Source organism: Bacillus sp. BD59S (genome assembly GCF_007363175.1).
GTDB classification, from domain to species: domain Bacteria; phylum Bacillota; class Bacilli; order Bacillales; family Bacillaceae_G; genus Bacillus_A; species Bacillus_A pacificus.
Genome location: NZ_CP034686.1, coordinates 3,475,118 through 3,494,236, shown reverse-complemented (window position 1 = coordinate 3,494,236; position 19,119 = coordinate 3,475,118). Strand labels below are relative to the sequence as shown.

Here is a 19,119-nt window from a genome sequence, read left to right as displayed (position 1 = left end):
CCTATATACGTAAAGGAGGGCTATAAATGAAACTAATGGAACAACAGTTACATGAGTTAGGTGGTTTACGAGTACATATTATTCCAACTGATAAATATAAAACAAATACATTTGTATTTCGTTTGAAAGCACCTTTAAATGAGGAGACGGTGACAGAGCGTGCCTTATTGCCATATGTATTGCAAAGTGCGACAGAAAAGCTTCCTTCTGTAATTCGTCTTCGTCAATATTTAGAAGAATTATACGGATCTTCTTTGGCAGTAGATGTAAGTAAAAAAGGAGAAGACCATATCATCTCTATTTATGTAGACATTGCAAATGAAGTATATTTACATGATGCACCACCGTTATTTGAAAAAGCGCTTTCTATGTTATCGGATATCGTTTTACATCCAGCGACAGAGGGGAATGGTTTTCTACCTTCTATCGTAGAAAGTGAAAAGAGAGCGCTCTTGCAACGAATTGAAGCGACTTATGATGATAAAATGCGTTATGCAAACGAGCGTTTAATTGAAGAAATGTGCAAAGTAGAACCGTATCGTTTAAGTGCAAATGGGAAAAAAGAGAGTGTTTCTTCTATTACCAATGAAAGTTTGTATCAATATTATCAAAAAGTGTTAGCGGAAGATGAAATGGATCTATACATTATTTCAGAAAACGCAGTTGATCTTGTAAGTAAGTATTTCTCTATTTCAGCACGCCCTGTGAGGGAAAGAAATGTACTTCTTCATAAGAGAAATAATGAAGAAAAAGAAGTTGTGGAAAAACAAGAATTAAAACAAAGTAAATTACACATCGGTTATCGTACGTTTATTACGTATAAAGATGAAGATTATTTTGCACTGCAATTGTTCAATGGATTGTTTGGAGGATTTTCTCATTCGAAGTTATTCGTTAATGTTCGTGAAAAAAATAGTTTAGCGTACTATGCAGCATCCCGCTTTGAAAGTCATAAAGGCTTATTATTTGTCATGTCAGGGATCGAAGCGAAAAATTATGAAAAAGCTGTTGAGATTATTAAAGAGCAAATGCTTGCAATGCAAAATGGTGATTTTTCTGAAGAAGAGATGCATCAAACGAAAAGTGTCATTCAAAATCAAATATTAGAAGCAATTGATACACCGCGCGGATTTGTGGAAATGCTGTATCATGGTATTATTTCAGACCGTACGCGTCCGGTTGAAGAATGGCTTACAGGCATTGAAAGTGTGACGAAAGAAGAGATTGTGAAAGTTGCTAAAAATATTGAACTAGATACAATTTACTTTTTACACGGAACGGAGGGAGAATAAATGGAGAAAATTGTTTATGAGCAATTAAAAGAGACACTCTATTATGAAAAACTTCCTAATGGATTAGATGTATATATTTTACCGAAGCAAGGATTTAATAAAACATTTGCAACGTTTACGACAAAATATGGTTCTGTGGATAATACATTCGTACCACTAGGTAAAGAAGAAATGATTCGTGTGCCGGATGGGATTGCTCATTTTCTTGAGCATAAATTATTTGAAAAAGAAGATCACGATGCGTTCCAATTGTTTAGTAAACAAGGGGCATCAGCAAATGCTTTCACATCATTCACAAGAACAGCTTACCTTTTTTCATGTACATCAAATGTAGAAAAAAATTTAAATACATTGTTAAATTTCGTACAAGAGCCTTACTTCTCTGAAAAAACTGTTGAAAAAGAGAAGGGTATTATTGGGCAGGAAATTCAAATGTATCAAGATAATCCAGATTGGCGCTTATATTTTGGATTAATTGATAGTTTGTTTGTAAAGCACCCGATTAAAATTGATATTGCAGGTACAATTGAGTCTATTAGTAAAATTACGAAAGACTTACTATATGAATGTTATGAAACGTTTTATCATCCAAGCAATATGTTAATGTTTGTTGTAGGGGCCATTGATCCAGAGAAAACGATGGATTTAATACGTGAAAATCAAGCGAAAAAAGATTATAAAAACCAACCAGAAATAATACGTTCATTCGAAGAAGAACCAGATGAGGTAAATGAAAAGAAGAAAATTATTTCAATGCCTGTACAAACACCGAAATGTTTAGTTGGTATTAAAGCGACAAACTTAAAAGAAAAAGGGGAAGCCCTTTTAAAACAAGAAATTGCGCTTACGTTACTTTTAGATTATTTATTTGGGAAAAGTTCTGTTCATTACGAATCTTTATATAATGAAGGACTCATTGATGATTCGTTCTCGTATGATTATACGGAAGAGAATAACTTCGGTTTTGCAATGGTTGGCGGCGATACGAAGCAACCTGATGAGCTGGAAGAGCGTTTAAAAGGTATTTTATTAAACACAAATTATGATCAATTAGATGAGGCGGCATTAGAACGAGTAAAGAAAAAGAAAATAGGTGGCTTTTTACGCTCCTTGAATTCACCAGAATATATTGCAAATCAATTTACACGATATGCGTTTAACGAATCGAGTCTGTTTGATGCATTGACTGTATTAGAAAGTTTAACGGTTCAAGATTTACAAGAAGTAGCAAAATTATTATTATCAGAAGAAAAAATGAGCGTTTGTCAAGTTTTACCGAAAAAATAAAAGGTTTCACAATAATACCCTTATCTTATCATTGATAAATTGTAAGATGAGGGTATTATTTATTTGTAGGGAAAAGATTTTTTTGGGATAAGAGAGGAATTGTATGAAAAAGTATGCATTAGTAACTGGAGGAAGTGGAGGGATTGGCTCTGCTACTTCAAAACAATTAATTCAAGATGGATATACAGTATATGTTCATTATAATAACAGTGAAGAGAAAGTGAATGAGTTACAGAGAGAATGGGATGAAGTAATTCCTGTTCAAGCGAATTTAGCTTCTACTGATGGGGCAGAGCAATTGTGGAACCAAATTGAACATCCTCTTGATGTTATCGTATATGCAGCTGGGAAGAGTATATTTGGACTCGTAACAGATGTAACGAACGATGAATTGAATGATATGGTAGAACTTCAAGTGAAGAGTATCTATAAATTATTATCAATGGCACTCCCATCTATGATTCAACGGAGAAGCGGTAATATTGTACTTGTTTCGTCTATATGGGGACAAATTGGTGCATCATGTGAAGTGCTTTACTCGATGGTAAAAGGTGCGCAAAATTCCTATGTGAAAGCTTTAGCAAAAGAAGTTTCATTAAGTGGAATAAGAGTGAACGCGGTGGCGCCAGGTGCAATTGAAACGGAAATGTTAAACGTGTTTTCAGAAGAGGATAAGAATGAAATTGCGGAAGAGATTCCGTTAGGACGAATAGGATTACCGGAAGAAGTAGCAAAAACTGTGTCATTTCTCGTATCACCAGGTGCATCTTATATAACGGGACAAATTATCGGAGTGAACGGCGGTTGGCATTGCTAAAAATTTCTTACATAAAAAATGAAAAACTGTACAAATTAAGCATGATTCTATTACTAAGTAGTGAGGTGCTTACACATGTCAGTTTTAGATAATTTTGATCAATGGAAGAGCTTTTTAGGAGAACGTTTAGAGCAAGCGCAAGGAAAAGGTCTTGATGGTGGTGCTGTATCAGATATGGCGTTTCGTGTTGGTGACTATTTAGCGAATGAAGTAGAAGCACGCAACGATCAAGAGAAACTATTAGCTGAGCTTTGGAAAGTTGCTGACGAACAAGAGCAACATACAATCGCAAACTTAATGGTAAAGTTTGTACAACATAAGTAAAAAATAGAGAGGAGAATCTCCTCTCTATTTTTTTTGTATAATAATTGAAAGGGATAGATTATACATTTAGCTTCCCTATTAAGGTGAAATCATATAATATAGTACGTAGGTGTAAAGTAAGCAAGGGGAGTGATCTTGGATGATTGAATGGTATTTTGAATATGAAATACATAAAAACCGACCTGGCTTGCTTGGTGACGTTTCTTCGTTAATCGGTATGCTCGGCATTAATATTGTCACAATTAATGGTGTAGATAACGCAAGGCGTGGATTACTCCTTATGTGTGATAATCAAGAGCAAATCTCTAGACTGGAATCAATTTTAAATACGATGGATAACATAACGGTAACGAAATATCGTCCGCCAAAGCTAAGAGATAAGCTAGCGGTTAGACATGGTAGGTACATACAACGAGATGCAGATGATAAGAAGACATTTCGGTTTGTGCGTGATGAATTAGGGTTACTTGTAGATTTTATGGCTGAAATAATGAAAAAAGAAGGTCATAAACTAATTGGTATACGAGGAATGCCTCGTGTCGGGAAAACAGAATCCATTGTTGCCGCAAGTGTTTGTGCAAATAAAAGATGGTTATTTGTATCGTCTACTCTTATTAAGCAAACTGTTCGTAGTCAATTGATTGAAGATGAGTATAGCGACGACAATATTTTCATCTTAGATGGAATCGTGTCAACAAAGCGTGCTAACGAAAGGCATTGGCAGCTTGTTCGTGAAATTATGAGATTGCCTGCAACGAAAGTTGTGGAACATCCTGACGTATTTGTGAGCCAGTCAGAATACACATTGGATGATTTTGATTATATTATCGAGTTGCGTAACGATTATGATGAAGAAATTCAATATAATTTAGTAGATGAAATTGAGCAAGGTACGCAAAATAATTTCTCTATGTTTGACTTTTAAAGAAATATTGAGGTGTTAGTAGTGACAGAATTAGGACAAAAGCTGAAAGAAGCAAGAGGAACGAAAAGCTTGTCTATTGATCAGCTGCATGAGATTACAAAAATTCAAAAACGCCATTTAGTAGCGATTGAGGAAGGCAATTATGATGTATTGCCAGGAGCTTTTTATGCGCGTGCATTCATTAAACAATACGCAGATGCGGTTGGATTAAATGGAGAGGAACTGCTTGTAGAATATCAGAGTACGATACCACAATCTGAAAAACGTGACGTTCCACAAGTATCAACAGGACAAAAAACGCAAGAAACAATGCAAAAATCTTCATCATGGCCAATTGCAGATCATATGCCAAAAATCTTAGTTGCGCTGTTAGTAATCGCAGTTGGAGTGGTAATTTGGTTTGTTTTCCAAGCGTTAACTGGAAAAAGTGATGAGAAAGTTCCGAATGCTCAAAGTGAGAAAATTGAAGTTAAAAAAGCGGAAAACTCTCCGTTAGATACGAAGAAAGATGAAGTGAAAGCGGAAGAGCCAAAAAAAGAGGAACCAAAGAAAGAAGAACCGAAGAAAGAGGAACAACCAGCACAGCCAACTGGACAACAAGAAGTAAAAGTGGTTGGGACGACTGGTAAAGTATCTACTTTGGAAATTCATAATAATAAAACATTAGAACTGGAAATATCGGGTAAAGGTGCGAGTTATGTAGATGTTAAAGATGATGCGGGTAATGAAATTTTAAACACTACAGTACAAAATGGTCAAACAGAAAAACGAGATTTATCAACAGCAAAAGAAGTGCGACTTAATATTGGAAATGCAACGAATGTTGAAGTTAAACTGAATGGCCAAGTGGTCGCTTACCCATTGGATCCAGAAAAAGAACTTCACCAAAGATTGGTGATAAAAAACCAAGGGGTAGAGCAACCTGCACAATAACAGTCATCGCTTCGATGACTTTTTTCAATGAACAAATGTTTTTGATATGATGGAGGAATAGCTGTGAATTTACCAAATAAAATTACAATATCTAGAATCTGCTTAATTCCAATTTTTATGGTAATTATGTTAGCACCCTTTGATTGGGGTTCATACACAATTGGTGATGTTGATTTACCAATTCAACATTTAGTAGGAGCGCTTATCTTTATTGTTGCTTCGGCTACAGATTGGATTGATGGACATTACGCAAGAAAGTATAATCTTGTAACGAATTTAGGGAAGTTCCTTGACCCGTTAGCGGATAAATTACTTGTTTCAGCGGCACTTATCACGTTAGTTGAGATGCAATATGTACCTGCTTGGATCGTTATTGTTATTATAAGCCGTGAGTTTGCGGTAACTGGTTTACGTCTTGTACTTGCTGGAACAGGGGAAGTAGTTGCGGCAAATCAGCTAGGGAAAATTAAGACATGGACACAAATTATCGCGATTGCGGCATACTTATTACACGATGTACCTTTAAATTTAATCCATATTCCGGTTGCTGATATCTTTATATGGATTGCATTAATTTTTACTGTTATTTCAGGATGGGATTATTTCTGGAAAAATAGAGCTGCTTTTGTAAACTCAAAATAGAAGTTTATGGGGGAATTGGGATGAATGCTGAAATTATTGCGGTTGGAACGGAATTATTACTTGGACAAATTGCAAATACAAACGCCCAGTTTTTATCTGAAAAGTTAGCTTCAATTGGCATTAATGTGTACTACCATACTGTAGTTGGAGATAATAACAAACGATTACAGCAGGCGATTGAAGTTGCAGAAGAACGTGCGGATATGCTTATTTTTACAGGTGGATTAGGCCCGACAAAAGATGATTTGACGAAGGAAACAATTGCGTCTAGCTTAGGGGAAGAGCTTGTATATGACGAAAATGCATTAGCATTAATAAGCGATTATTTTAAGCGTACAGGTCGTGAGTTCACTGAAAATAATAAAAAGCAGGCACTCGTTTTAAATGGAGCAACTGTATTTGCAAATGATCACGGTATGGCACCTGGTATGGGTTTAAATAAGAACGGAAAAGTTTATATCTTATTACCAGGACCGCCGAAAGAAATGAGGCCAATGTATGTAAGTTATGTAGAGCCTTTTTTACGTAACTTTACAACAGGAGAAAACATTTATTCTCGCGTGCTTCGCTTCTTTGGAATTGGGGAATCTCAATTAGAGGTGAAAGTTCAAGATTTAATTGATGGACAAACGAACCCGACAATCGCCCCGCTTGCGAGTGATGGAGAAGTGACATTACGTTTAACTGCGAAGCATCAAAATGCTCATGAAGCGGAGAAACTCATTCAGCATATGGAAGATTTGATTTTAGAAAGAGTAGGAGAATTTTTCTACGGGTATGACCAAGAGTTTCTGCACTATAAGGCGATAGAGTTATTGAAGAAAAAAGGATTAACTTTAGCATGTGCAGAAAGTTTAACAGGTGGTCTCTTCGGTAATCAAGTAACAGAAAGTGCTGGTGTGTCTTCCGTATTTAAAGGCGGTGTCATTTGTTATCATAATGATGTGAAGCAACATGTTTTACATGTACCTGAGGAAGTGTTGTCTACTGACGGTGCAGTTAGTAAAGAATGTGCTCGTTATCTTGCGGAAAATGTTAAAGAATTATTAAAAGCGGATATCGGAATTAGTTTCACTGGGGTAGCAGGGCCAGATGCTTCAGAACATAAAGAGCCGGGAACAGTATTTGTTGGATTGGCGATGAAAGATGAACCAACTGTAGTCTTTCCTCTAAATTTAAGCGGAAGTCGTCAACAAATTAGGGAACGCTCAGCAAAATATGGATTTTATCATTTGTATAAAAAGCTAGAAGAGATATAAGTCTCTTTTAGCTTTTTTTAATGGCTAAATGCGGTTTTATTTAATGGAAAATAAAAAAATCGAATAAATGTTCGATTTTTGTTGGCAAATTGAATTGAAAATAGGTATAATAAGATTAGCAATTCAGTTAAGGAGGAATTTTGAATGAGTGATCGTCAAGCGGCATTAGATATGGCGTTAAAACAAATAGAGAAGCAATTCGGTAAAGGTTCAATTATGAAATTAGGAGAACAAGCGGAGCGTAGAGTTTCTACAGTTTCTAGTGGTTCTTTAGCACTTGATGTGGCATTAGGGGTAGGCGGATACCCACGCGGCCGTATTATCGAGATTTATGGACCTGAGAGTTCAGGTAAAACAACAGTTTCATTACATGCAATTGCAGAGGTACAGCGTCAAGGTGGACAAGCAGCATTCATTGATGCGGAGCATGCAATGGATCCTGTATATGCACAAAAATTAGGTGTTAACATCGATGAATTACTATTATCACAACCTGATACAGGGGAGCAAGGTTTAGAAATCGCGGAAGCACTTGTACGAAGTGGTGCGGTTGATATTATCGTAATTGACTCTGTAGCAGCTCTTGTACCGAAAGCTGAGATTGAAGGAGACATGGGTGACTCACACGTAGGTTTACAAGCTCGTTTAATGTCTCAAGCACTTCGTAAACTTTCAGGTGCAATCAATAAATCAAAAACAATCGCAATCTTTATTAACCAAATTCGTGAAAAAGTTGGGGTTATGTTCGGAAACCCAGAAACAACTCCAGGTGGTCGTGCATTGAAATTCTATTCAACTGTTCGTCTTGAAGTGCGTCGTGCGGAGCAATTAAAACAAGGTAACGACATTGTTGGTAATAAAACAAAAGTAAAAGTAGTTAAAAATAAAGTGGCACCACCATTCCGTGTTGCGGAAGTTGATATTATGTACGGAGAAGGTATTTCAAGAGAAGGTGAAATCTTGGATATGGCTTCTGAACTTGATATCGTTCAAAAGAGCGGTGCTTGGTACTCTTATAATGAAGAACGCTTAGGACAAGGTCGTGAAAATTCGAAGCAGTTCTTAAAAGAAAATACGGATTTAAGAGAAGAAATTGCCTTCTTTATTCGTGAGCATCACGGAATTAGCGAAGATTCAGGTGCTGAAGGTATGGAAGATCCAAGTCTTCTTGATTAAAAATAAAAGACACGGCTTCGTGTCTTTTATTTTTGTATCATTATGAAAGCGTTCTATATCGTTGGAGATAAAATATTTAATCTACCTAAAAGATTATGTATAAAGAGGGATATATGCACGTTTTACATAAATAAACTGGAATTTACTAAGGTTTTCCAGGATAATATGCTGTCTGCTTTTTACATTCATATATAAATTAGGACTGAAGGTAAAGAAAGTAAAAGTAGACAACGCTTGACAATGAAAATTGCGATAGATACAATGAGAATGTATATTTTTTCTTATATACGAAACACTCTTCTCAAGAAGAGAAGTAATATTCGGAGTAAGACTTAAATCTTGCCGAAATAATAATATGACATTTTAATTGTGAAATGAAGAAAGTCCCTTAAAAAAGCGGGACGACGGTCTTTGCTGTATGTTGGTATTCAATGTACATGCCGACAGTCTTTTTTCATTCATAGCAAGGGGAGGTGAAATCATGAGTAGTACTGCAGTTTGGATACTCATCTCCATTTTGCTTGCAACAGTCGGTGCAGTTGTTGGCTTTTTTGTTCGAAAGTCTATTGCTGAAGCGAAGATTAATGGTGCAGCTAATGAAGCGAAACGTATTATAGATGAAGCGAATCGTGAGGCTGAAGCACTTAAGAAAGAAGCGCTTTTAGAAGCAAAGGATGAAATTCATACACTTCGTACAGAAGCTGAATTAGAAATTCGTGACCGTAGAAGCGAATTACAAAAACAAGAAAATCGTTTAATGCAAAAAGAAGAGAACCTTGATCGTAAAGACGAAACGCTCGATAAACGCGAGCTACAGTTAGAAAAGAAAGAGGATTCTCTTGTAGCGAGACAACAACAGATTGAAGAGTTGGAAAGCAAAGTGGGAGAGTTAGTTCAAAAGCAACAAACAGAATTAGAGCGCATTTCCAATCTGACACGCGAACAAGCGAAAGCAATTATTCTTGGTAAAGTAGAAAGTGAAGTTTCTCATGAAATTGCCGTAATGGTAAAAGAAAGTGAAGTTCGTGCGAAAGAAGAAGCGGATAAGAAAGCAAAAGAGATTTTATCTCTTGCAATGCAAAGATGTGCAGCTGATCATGTTGCTGAAACAACCGTTTCGGTTGTAAATCTTCCAAATGACGAAATGAAGGGACGTATTATCGGGCGTGAAGGTCGTAATATTCGTACGTTAGAAACGTTAACGGGTATTGACTTAATTATCGATGATACACCAGAGGCGGTAATCCTTTCTGGATTCGACCCAATTCGTCGTGAAACAGCTCGTATCGCTCTTGATAAACTAGTACAGGACGGACGTATTCACCCAGCGCGTATTGAAGAGATGGTCGAAAAATCAAGACGTGAAGTGGACGAGTATATTCGCGAAGTCGGAGAGCAAACAACGTTTGAAGTGGGTGTTCACGGATTACACCCAGATTTAATTAAAATTTTAGGTCGTTTAAAATACCGTACAAGTTATGGTCAAAACGTCTTAAAACACTCTATGGAAGTTGCATATTTAACTGGACTTATGGCAGCAGAGCTTGGCGAGGATGAAAAACTAGCAAGACGTGCTGGTCTATTACATGATATCGGGAAAGCGATTGATCATGAAGTAGAGGGTAGCCACGTTGAAATTGGTGTTGAACTCGCAACGAAATATAAAGAGCATCCTGTAGTTATAAACAGTATCGCATCACACCATGGTGACACAGAACCAACTTCTATCATTGCAGTTTTAGTTGCAGCAGCAGATGCTTTATCAGCTGCAAGACCGGGAGCTCGTAGTGAAACACTTGAAAACTATATTCGTCGTCTTGAAAAGTTAGAAGAGATTTCAGAGTCTTATGAAGGCGTTGAAAAATCATTTGCAATTCAAGCAGGACGTGAAGTTCGTATTTTGGTAAAACCAGATACAATCGATGATTTAGAAGCTCATCGTTTAGCTCGTGATATCCGAAAACGTATTGAAAATGAACTGGATTACCCAGGACATATTAAAGTAACTGTTATTCGTGAAACACGTGCAGTGGAATACGCAAAATAAAGTGGTGAAACACCACTTTATTTTTTTGTGTTGGAATTGGATAAAATAAAGACAGTTAGTTATATAGCATAAAAGTAAAACAAACTTATAATAAACATATTATAAGGAATTTACTTAATGCTATAGCAATAAAAAATGCAGTACATAGAAAGGGTAAGACATATGAGAATATTATTTGTTGGGGATGTAGTAGGATCTCCTGGTAGAGGTATGATTCAACAATACGTACCGGCATTAAAGAAAAAATATACACCTACAGTAACAATCATTAATGGAGAAAACGCAGCAGGTGGCCGTGGAATTACAGAAAAAATATACCGTAACTTTTTAGAGTGCGGAGCACAAGCGGTTACACTTGGAAATCACGCTTGGGATAATCGTGAAGTATTTGAATTCATCGATGATGCAAAATATCTTGCAAGACCAGCTAACTTCCCAGAAGGAACTCCAGGAAAAGGGCTTATTTTTGTGAACTGTAATGGAACAGAAGTTGCAGTTATTAACTTACAAGGACGTACATTCCTTCCTCCAATTGATTGTCCATTCCGTAAAGTGGATGAATTAATTAACATTGCGAAAAAACGTACGAATATTATCTTTGTTGATTTCCATGCGGAAACTACAAGTGAAAAACAAGCGTTAGGTTGGTATGTAGATGGTCGTGCTACAGCGGTAGTAGGTACGCATACGCATGTTCCTACAGCAGATAATCGTATTTTACCAAGCGGAACGGCATACATTACAGATGTTGGGATGACAGGGCCGTATGATGGAATATTAGGTATGGACAGAGAAGCAGTATTGAAGAAGTTTTTAACAAACTTACCGGTACGATTTGAAGTAACAAATGGTAGAACGCAATTAAGTGCAGTGTTAATTGATGTGGATCCAAATACAGGAAAAGCAAAGAAAATTGAACGTATTTTAATTAATGACGATCAACCATTTTTCGAGTAAATTTTCGTTAAAATTTAGATAAGTTATTATATTTTAATTTTTTAGAAAAATTACGAAAATTTAGCAGGAATACGCGCCATTCCTCGTGAATATAAGTTAAAGTGAAATAATTGCTAATACTTTTTAAAGAAACGAGGAGGAAACGCGGAATGGAAATATTAAAAGTTAAAGCAACGTCGGTCCCTAATTCTGTAGCTGGTGCACTTGCAGGTGTTATTCGCGAACGCGGAACAGCAGAAATTCAAGCCATTGGTGCAGGTGCATTGAACCAAGCGGTAAAGGCAGTAGCAATTGCAAGAGGATTTGTAGCGCCTAGTGGTTTGGACCTGATTTGTATCCCAGCGTTTACGGATATCATGATTGATGGGGAAGAACGTACAGCAATAAAATTAATTGTAGAACCTCGTTAAGTTTAAACAACCTGTTTGCAGTATGCAAACAGGTTGTTTTTATAATGGAGGAATGAAAATGAAAATTTTTGATGCTCATTGTGATGTGCTTCTTCAGTTATGGAGTGCACAAGGGAGAAAGGATTTTAAACATGATTCGCAATTACATATTACATTTGAACAGTTAAAGAACAGAAAAGGAAGTATACAATGTTTTGCTATATATGTGCCAGAAACAGTGGCATATGAAAACCGATTTGAAGTAGCATTACAAATGGTAGATATTTTTTATAATGAAATTTTATCCCTACCAGGTGTGAAGTTTATTCAAACAAAAGATGATATTAACATGTTAAAACAGGACGAGATTGGAGCGATATTAACACTAGAGGGATGCGAAGCACTTGGGAAAGATGCAATGAAATTACGGTTGTTGTATCGCCTAGGAGTACGTTCTTTTGGATTAACATGGAATTATGCCAATTTATTAGCTGATGGTGCGCTAGAGACACGTGGGGCAGGTTTAACGACTTCTGGTAAACATGTTGTACAAGAACTGAATGCGTTACATGTATGGACTGATGTGTCTCATTTGAATGAAAGAAGTTTTTGGGATGTTATAGAAATTGCAAAAAATCCTATTGCTTCCCACTCAAATTGTATGAAACTTTGCCAGCACCCACGTAATTTAAACGATGAACAACTTAAAGCTCTTATAAAGCGAAATGGCATGATCGGCGTCACTTTTGTACCGCAGTTTCTAACAAATGAAAAACAAGCGAATGTAGCAGATATAGTAAGACATATCGAATATATTTGTTCATTAGGTGGAGAGAACAATATAGGGTTTGGTTCAGATTTTGATGGGATAGTAGAAACAGTTGTAAATGTATCAGCGTATCGAGATTATGAAAATGTAATGAATGAGCTTTGTAAACACTATGCTGCATCTACTGTAGAGCGATTTTTATATGGTAATTTTGTTGAACATATTGGCTTTTAAGATTTTTGTTTTAAAAATCCAGAAAAATTAGAATTAATTCATTTGATATTATTGCTTTTTTTAAGACCTAATACTAGAATGAAAAACAAAATAGCTTTATACTAAAGATTCAGGGAAATCAGAAGAGGCATAATTTGCGTCCATTGTAGTTTATTTGCATAAAAAATGCTAAACTATTACTGTAAAAAAATACACTACAATGAATGCAGCCAAAAGGGGTGTAGGAGATGATTAGTCAACTTTCATGGAAAGTTGGAGGCCAACAAGGTGAAGGAATTGAAAGTACAGGAGAAATCTTCTGTATTGCATTAAACCGATTAGGATATTACCTATACGGTTACCGCCACTTCTCATCACGTATTAAAGGCGGCCATACAAATAATAAAATTCGTGTAAGTACAACAGAAGTACGCGCGATCTCAGATGATTTAGATATTTTAATTGCTTTTGATCAAGAAACAATTGATTTTAACTTCCACGAACTACGTCCGGGTGGGATTGTAGTTGCAGATGCGAAATTTAATCCGACAATACCTGACAATACAGATGTAAATCTATATGTGATACCGTTTACAGATATTGCTTCAGAATTAGGCACATCATTAATGAAAAACATGGTTGCTGTTGGAGCATCAAGTGCGGTATTAGGATTAGATGAAACAGCTTATTTAGATGTTGTTGAAGAGATCTTTGGTCGTAAAGGAGAGCAAGTTGTTCAAAAGAATATGGACGCAATTAAGCGCGGCTCTCAATATATGAAAGAGTTACTAGGTGAGAAAGTAAACATGATGCAGCTTGAAAAAGCTGATGGTCAGAAGCGCATGTTTATGATTGGGAATGATGCAATTGCATTTGGTGCAGTAGCTGGTGGTGCTCGCTTTATGTCTGCATATCCAATTACACCTGCATCTGAAATTATGGAATACTTAATTAAAAAATTGCCAAAAGTCGGCGGAACAGTAATCCAAACTGAGGATGAAATCGCAGCTTGTACAATGGCAATCGGTGCAAACTATGCTGGTGTTCGTACATTAACTGCATCTGCTGGTCCGGGTCTATCTTTAATGATGGAAGCGATCGGTTTAGCGGGTATTACAGAAACGCCGTTAGTCATTGTTGATACACAACGTGGTGGTCCAAGTACAGGGTTACCTACGAAACAAGAGCAGTCTGATTTAATGGCGATGATTTACGGTACGCACGGTGAAATTCCAAAAATCGTAATGGCGCCAAGTACAGTAGAAGAAGCTTTCTATGATATTGTAGAAGCGTTTAACTTATCTGAAGAGTATCAAGTACCTGTTATTTTCTTAACAGATTTACAGCTTTCTTTAGGGAAACAAACGGTAGAACCACTTAAGTTAGATAAAGTGGAAATTCGTCGTGGTAAGCTCGATTTAGAAGCGGAATTACCAGAACGTGAAAATAAAGCATACTTCAAGCGTTATGAAGTAACAGAAGATGGCGTTTCACCACGTGTTTTACCTGGTATGAAAAATGGCGTTCACCATGTTACAGGTGTAGAACATGATGAAACTGGTAAACCATCTGAATCAGCATTAAACCGTAAAGATCAAATGGACAAACGTTTCCGTAAAATGGAGAACTTGAAGTTTAATACCCCTGTGTATAAAAATGTTAAGCATGAAGAAGCAGATGTATTGCTTGTTGGATTTAACTCAACTCGTGGTGCGATCGAAGAAGCAATGGAGCGCTTAGAACAAGAGGGTATGAAAGTAAACCATGCTCATGTGCGTTTAATTCATCCGTTCCCAACAGCTGAAATCGATCCACTTGTGAAAAATGCGAAGCGTGTTGTAGTGGTAGAAAACAATGCAACAGGTCAACTTGCTAACATTATGAAAATGAATCTTGGTAGCGGTGAGAAAATTTCTAGTCTTTTAAAATATGATGGAAACCCATTCTTGCCGAAAGAGATTTACAACGAATGCAAAAAAGGGGTTGTATTAAATGGCAACATTTAAGGACTTTCGTAACAGTGTAAAACCAAACTGGTGCCCAGGTTGCGGAGACTTCTCAGTGCAAGCTGCAATTCAACGTGCGGCAGCTAACGTTGGCCTAAATCCGGATGAACTTGCTGTTATTTCTGGTATCGGCTGTTCAGGTCGTATTTCAGGATATATTAATTCATATGGTGTGCATAGTATTCATGGTCGCGCCCTTCCAATTGCGCAAGGTGTGAAAATGGCAAACCGTGATTTAACAGTTATCGCATCAGGTGGTGACGGTGATGGATTTGCGATTGGTATGGGACATACGATCCATTCTATTCGTCGTAACATTGACATTACGTATATCGTAATGGATAACCAAATTTACGGATTAACAAAAGGGCAAACTTCACCACGTAGTGAAGCTGGATTTAAAACGAAAAGTACACCACAAGGTTCAATTGAACCGTCACTAAATGTTATGGAAATGGCTTTAACAGCTGGTGCAACATTTGTGGCGCAAAGCTTTTCAAGTGATTTAAAAGAATTAACACAAATTATTGAAGCTGGTATTAACCATAAAGGATTTTCATTAATTAACGTGTTCAGCCCATGTGTTACTTACAATAAAGTAAATACTTACGATTGGTTTAAAGAGAATTTAACAAAACTAAGTACAGTAGAGGGATATGATCCGTCTAATCGCATGATGGCTATGCAAACATTAATGGAAAACAACGGATTAGTAACAGGGTTAATTTATCAAAATACAGCGCAACCTTCATACCAAGAACTAGTAAAAGGCTATAGTGAGAAGCCTTTAGTGCAATCTGATTTAAATATGGATCAGAAAATGTTTGATGAGCTTGTTGCTGAATTTATGTAATGTAAGAAGAGGAGGTTGCCATTTGGCAGCCTTTTTTAATGAGTAAAAATATAAGGTAGTCTTATTTACTTAGAAAATTCAGAATGGTAAAATAATATATAAATCGTTGTATGAAAATTGCATGTTCATTAACTAGGAAATGTAATAATAGGATAAGCCTTCTTCTTTGTAAAAATTGGCGAAACACTTCATACTATGGTAATGTGTATAGGGATAAAGCAATATGCTTTTGAGTAGGACAAAAGAAATACAAAAAGGGAATGTCTATTTGTGTGGGGAAGACTTCATTCTTATAGATGATTAGATTGATTACTCAAGTTTCAAAGGACAAGTATCTCTCAAGCTATCTAACCATTTTTGAGGTGGGTCTAAGCGCATTAAAATGGACTATAGAGTGTGTATAGTTAAGGGTGAAAGGAGATTACCGATGAACGAGCAACAACGATTAGCAAGTCAACAAGTGAATTCCTCTACGAAAAAAGAAGAGAAAGATTATAGCAAATACTTTGAAAGTGTATACCAACCACCTTCCTTAAAAGACGCGAAAAAGCGAGGGAAAGAAGAAGTTAAAATTGAACGGGATTTTGGCTTACCTGACGAATTTCGCAATTTTGGTACAGGAAGAAAGTTTTATATTCGTACATATGGTTGTCAAATGAATGAGCATGATACAGAAGTAATGGCGGGTATTTTCACTGCACTTGGATATGAACCAACCTTTTCAACTGAAGACGCAGATGTAGTATTATTAAATACTTGTGCTATTCGTGAAAATGCTGAAAATAAAGTGTTCGGTGAACTAGGTCATTTAAAGTCACTAAAACGAAGAAATCCGGACCTTTTAATTGGTGTATGTGGTTGTATGTCTCAAGAGGAATCTGTTGTAAATAAAATTATGCAAAAAAATCAACATGTAGATATGGTGTTTGGAACGCATAATATTCATAGATTACCGTACATTCTAAAAGATGCAATGTTCTCGAAGGAGACGGTAGTTGAAGTTTGGTCCAAAGAAGGAGACGTAATTGAAAACCTTCCGAAAGTACGCCGTGGTGATATTAAAGCTTGGGTAAATATTATGTATGGCTGTGATAAGTTCTGTACATATTGTATCGTACCGTATACACGCGGAAAAGAGCGAAGCAGACGTCCAGAAGACATTATCCAAGAGATTCGTCATTTAGCTGCGAATGGTTATAAAGAAATTACGTTACTTGGACAGAACGTAAATGCATATGGTAAAGACTTTGAAGATATAGAATACGGTCTTGGCGATTTAATGGACGAACTCCGTAAAGTTGATATTGCCCGTATTCGTTTTACAACGAGCCATCCACGCGATTTCGATGATCACTTAATTGAAGTGCTTGGAAAAGGCGGCAACTTAGTAGAACATATTCACTTACCAGTTCAATCTGGAAGCACAGAAATGTTAAAAATTATGGCGCGTAAATATTCACGTGAGCATTATTTAGAGCTTGTAAGAAAAATTAAAGAAGCAATTCCAAACGCGGTATTAACAACTGATATTATCGTCGGTTTCCCGAATGAAACAGATGAGCAATTTGAAGAAACGATGTCGTTATATCGTGAAGTAGGGTTTGATACTGCCTTTACCTTTATTTATTCTCCGCGTGAAGGTACACCAGCTGCAAAAATGAAAGACAATGTACCGATGGAAGTAAAGAAAGAACGTCTTCAACGCTTAAATGCATTAGTAAATAAATTGGCAATTGAAAAGAATGATCGTTATAAAGGTCAAATTGTAGAAGTGTTAGTTGATGGAGAAAGTAAAAATAATCCAGAAGTACTTGCAGGTTATACTCGTACGAATAAACTTGTAAATTTCGTTGCTCCAAAGTCTTTAATTGGTCAGCTTGTGAAAGTAAAAGTAACGGATGCGAAAACTTGGTCTCTTAACGGAGAATTAGTTGAAGAGCCGATTGAGGTGGAATAATAGATGAAAGTATATTCAAAAGATGAAATTGTTGAGCAAGCGAAAGAATTAGCCAAAATGATTTCTGAAACAGAAGAAGTTGATTTCTTTAAGAAAGCAGAGGCACAAATTCATAAAAATGAAAATGTGAAGCGCGCAATTGATGAAATTAAAGCACTGCAAAAACAAGCAGTAAACTTGCAGCATTACGGGAAATGGGAAGCTTTGAAAAAAGTAGAAGCTGAAATTGATGCCCTGCAAGATAAGCTAGATAGTATCCCAGTTGTACAAGAATTTAAATCTTCACAAACATATGTAAATGACTTACTACAGCTAGTTGCAAGTACGATTTCTAACAACGTAACAGATGAAATATTAATTTCAACTAATGGCGATGTATTGAAGGGTGAAACGGGCGCAGCGGTAGAAAGTAAAAAAGGAAATTGTGGTTGTTAAAGAGATGTCGAAATGACATCTCTTTTTTTAGTGAATTAAACGTAAGTTCTTCTCAAAAAAAGAATGACACATTCCGCTATTGTCACGCATATGATTAAGTGAATAGTGATTGAGGAGGGTTACGAATGTCCGAATTTAGAGAGATTATTACAAAAGCAGTGGTTGGAAAAGGACGTAAGTATACAAAGTCAACGCATACATGTGAATCGAATAATGAGCCAACAAGTATTTTAGGGTGCTGGGTAATTAACCACTCGTACGAAGCAAGAAAGAATGGAAAACATGTGGAAATTGAAGGTTTCTATGATGTGAACACTTGGTATTCATTCGATGGCAATACAAAGACAGAAGTTGTAACAGAACGTGTAAACTACACAGATGAAGTAAGCATTGGATATCGTGATAAAAACTTTTCTGGTGATGATTTAGAAATTATTGCTCGTGTTATTCAGCCACCAAATTGTTTAGAAGCTCTTGTATCACCAAATGGTAATAAAATTGTTGTAACGGTAGAACGTGAATTTGTAACAGAAGTAGTTGGCGAAACGAAAATTTGTGTAAGTGTAAACCCTGAAGGTTGTGTAGAATCAGACGAAGATTTCCAAATCGATGATGATGAGTTTGAAGAGTTAGATCCGAACTTTATCGTTGACGCAGAAGAAGAGTAATAGAAAGCTAGGGAGAAGTTCTTCCTAGCTTTTTACTTTACATAAGTGGTGCTTGAATGAACATGATTCCTAATGAAATGTGCTATAATGAAGAAAGACTCCTGAAATAGGAGATATGGATGTCCGTGAAATGTGACATATATGAATATAGATTATTATGTAAGAATTAT

Annotated in this window: 18 protein-coding genes; all 18 read left to right on the top strand. The window is 36.4% G+C overall.

Features of this window, described 5'->3' with window-relative positions; genetic code table 11:
- The first annotated feature begins 26 nt into the window (after positions 1 to 26).
- The 18 genes from yfmF (at position 27) to cotE (ending at position 18,949) form a co-directional block, all read left to right on the top strand.
- Complete coding sequence (gene yfmF, locus EKQ63_RS20180) at positions 27 to 1,292, top strand: EF-P 5-aminopentanol modification-associated protein YfmF (RefSeq protein WP_143881469.1); 1,266 nt, start codon at positions 27 to 29, stop codon at positions 1,290 to 1,292.
- Positions 1,293 to 2,579, top strand: coding sequence for an EF-P 5-aminopentanol modification-associated protein YfmH (yfmH, locus tag EKQ63_RS20175; protein ID WP_087996542.1), 1,287 nt, complete (start codon positions 1,293 to 1,295; stop codon positions 2,577 to 2,579).
- Between the two features lie 103 nt (positions 2,580 to 2,682).
- Complete coding sequence (gene ymfI / locus EKQ63_RS20170) at positions 2,683 to 3,396, top strand: elongation factor P 5-aminopentanone reductase (protein ID WP_143881468.1); 714 nt, start codon at positions 2,683 to 2,685, stop codon at positions 3,394 to 3,396.
- A 75-nt stretch (positions 3,397 to 3,471) separates the two neighbouring features.
- Positions 3,472 to 3,720 (top strand): DUF3243 domain-containing protein, encoded by a 249-nt coding sequence (locus tag EKQ63_RS20165; RefSeq protein WP_000114454.1) that lies wholly within the window; start codon positions 3,472 to 3,474, stop codon positions 3,718 to 3,720.
- A 139-nt stretch (positions 3,721 to 3,859) separates the two neighbouring features.
- A complete protein-coding gene (locus EKQ63_RS20160) occupies positions 3,860 to 4,645 on the top strand; it encodes a DUF3388 domain-containing protein (RefSeq protein ID WP_000574107.1) in 786 nt (261 codons plus the stop codon).
- A 21-nt stretch (positions 4,646 to 4,666) separates the two neighbouring features.
- Entirely contained in the window at positions 4,667 to 5,578 is a 912-nt protein-coding gene (locus EKQ63_RS20155; protein WP_087954514.1) for a helix-turn-helix domain-containing protein, read from the top strand.
- 63 nt (positions 5,579 to 5,641) lie between these two features.
- On the top strand, positions 5,642 to 6,220 hold the full coding sequence (gene pgsA / locus EKQ63_RS20150) for a CDP-diacylglycerol--glycerol-3-phosphate 3-phosphatidyltransferase (protein WP_001052965.1): 579 nt from the start codon (positions 5,642 to 5,644) through the stop codon (positions 6,218 to 6,220).
- 20 nt (positions 6,221 to 6,240) lie between these two features.
- Positions 6,241 to 7,479 (top strand): competence/damage-inducible protein CinA, encoded by a 1,239-nt coding sequence (cinA, locus tag EKQ63_RS20145; protein ID WP_042514732.1) that lies wholly within the window; start codon positions 6,241 to 6,243, stop codon positions 7,477 to 7,479.
- A 144-nt stretch (positions 7,480 to 7,623) separates the two neighbouring features.
- A complete protein-coding gene (gene recA / locus EKQ63_RS20140; RefSeq protein WP_001976711.1) occupies positions 7,624 to 8,655 on the top strand; it encodes a recombinase RecA in 1,032 nt (343 codons plus the stop codon).
- A gap of 481 nt (positions 8,656 to 9,136) precedes the next feature.
- On the top strand, positions 9,137 to 10,702 hold the full coding sequence (rny, locus tag EKQ63_RS20135) for a ribonuclease Y (protein WP_046198515.1): 1,566 nt from the start codon (positions 9,137 to 9,139) through the stop codon (positions 10,700 to 10,702).
- A 162-nt stretch (positions 10,703 to 10,864) separates the two neighbouring features.
- Positions 10,865 to 11,659: a TIGR00282 family metallophosphoesterase gene (locus EKQ63_RS20130; RefSeq protein WP_001221095.1), complete on the top strand. Its 795-nt coding sequence runs from the start codon at positions 10,865 to 10,867 to the stop codon at positions 11,657 to 11,659.
- A 149-nt stretch (positions 11,660 to 11,808) separates the two neighbouring features.
- The gene (gene spoVS, locus EKQ63_RS20125; protein WP_000404341.1) at positions 11,809 to 12,069 is read left to right on the top strand and encodes a stage V sporulation protein SpoVS; all 261 of its coding nucleotides are present in this window, start codon (positions 11,809 to 11,811) and stop codon (positions 12,067 to 12,069) included.
- Between the two features lie 58 nt (positions 12,070 to 12,127).
- Positions 12,128 to 13,051, top strand: a complete 924-nt coding sequence (locus EKQ63_RS20120) for a dipeptidase (protein WP_143881467.1) — start codon at positions 12,128 to 12,130, stop codon at positions 13,049 to 13,051.
- Positions 13,052 to 13,278: 227 nt separating this feature from the next.
- On the top strand, positions 13,279 to 15,036 hold the full coding sequence (locus tag EKQ63_RS20115; protein WP_087954517.1) for a 2-oxoacid:acceptor oxidoreductase subunit alpha: 1,758 nt from the start codon (positions 13,279 to 13,281) through the stop codon (positions 15,034 to 15,036).
- Complete coding sequence (locus tag EKQ63_RS20110) at positions 15,023 to 15,889, top strand: 2-oxoacid:ferredoxin oxidoreductase subunit beta (RefSeq protein ID WP_000190154.1); 867 nt, start codon at positions 15,023 to 15,025, stop codon at positions 15,887 to 15,889. The genes EKQ63_RS20115 and EKQ63_RS20110 overlap by 14 nt, the downstream gene beginning before the upstream one ends.
- A 427-nt stretch (positions 15,890 to 16,316) precedes the next feature.
- Positions 16,317 to 17,846 (top strand): tRNA (N6-isopentenyl adenosine(37)-C2)-methylthiotransferase MiaB, encoded by a 1,530-nt coding sequence (gene miaB / locus EKQ63_RS20105; RefSeq protein WP_087996546.1) that lies wholly within the window; start codon positions 16,317 to 16,319, stop codon positions 17,844 to 17,846.
- 3 nt (positions 17,847 to 17,849) lie between these two features.
- Positions 17,850 to 18,281 carry a YlbF/YmcA family competence regulator gene (locus EKQ63_RS20100; RefSeq protein WP_000870462.1) on the top strand — a complete coding sequence of 144 codons (432 nt, stop codon included), beginning with the start codon at positions 17,850 to 17,852 and terminating at the stop codon, positions 18,279 to 18,281.
- A gap of 125 nt (positions 18,282 to 18,406) precedes the next feature.
- Complete coding sequence (gene cotE / locus EKQ63_RS20095) at positions 18,407 to 18,949, top strand: outer spore coat protein CotE (RefSeq protein ID WP_001288800.1); 543 nt, start codon at positions 18,407 to 18,409, stop codon at positions 18,947 to 18,949.
- The last annotated feature ends 170 nt before the right edge of the window (positions 18,950 to 19,119 follow it).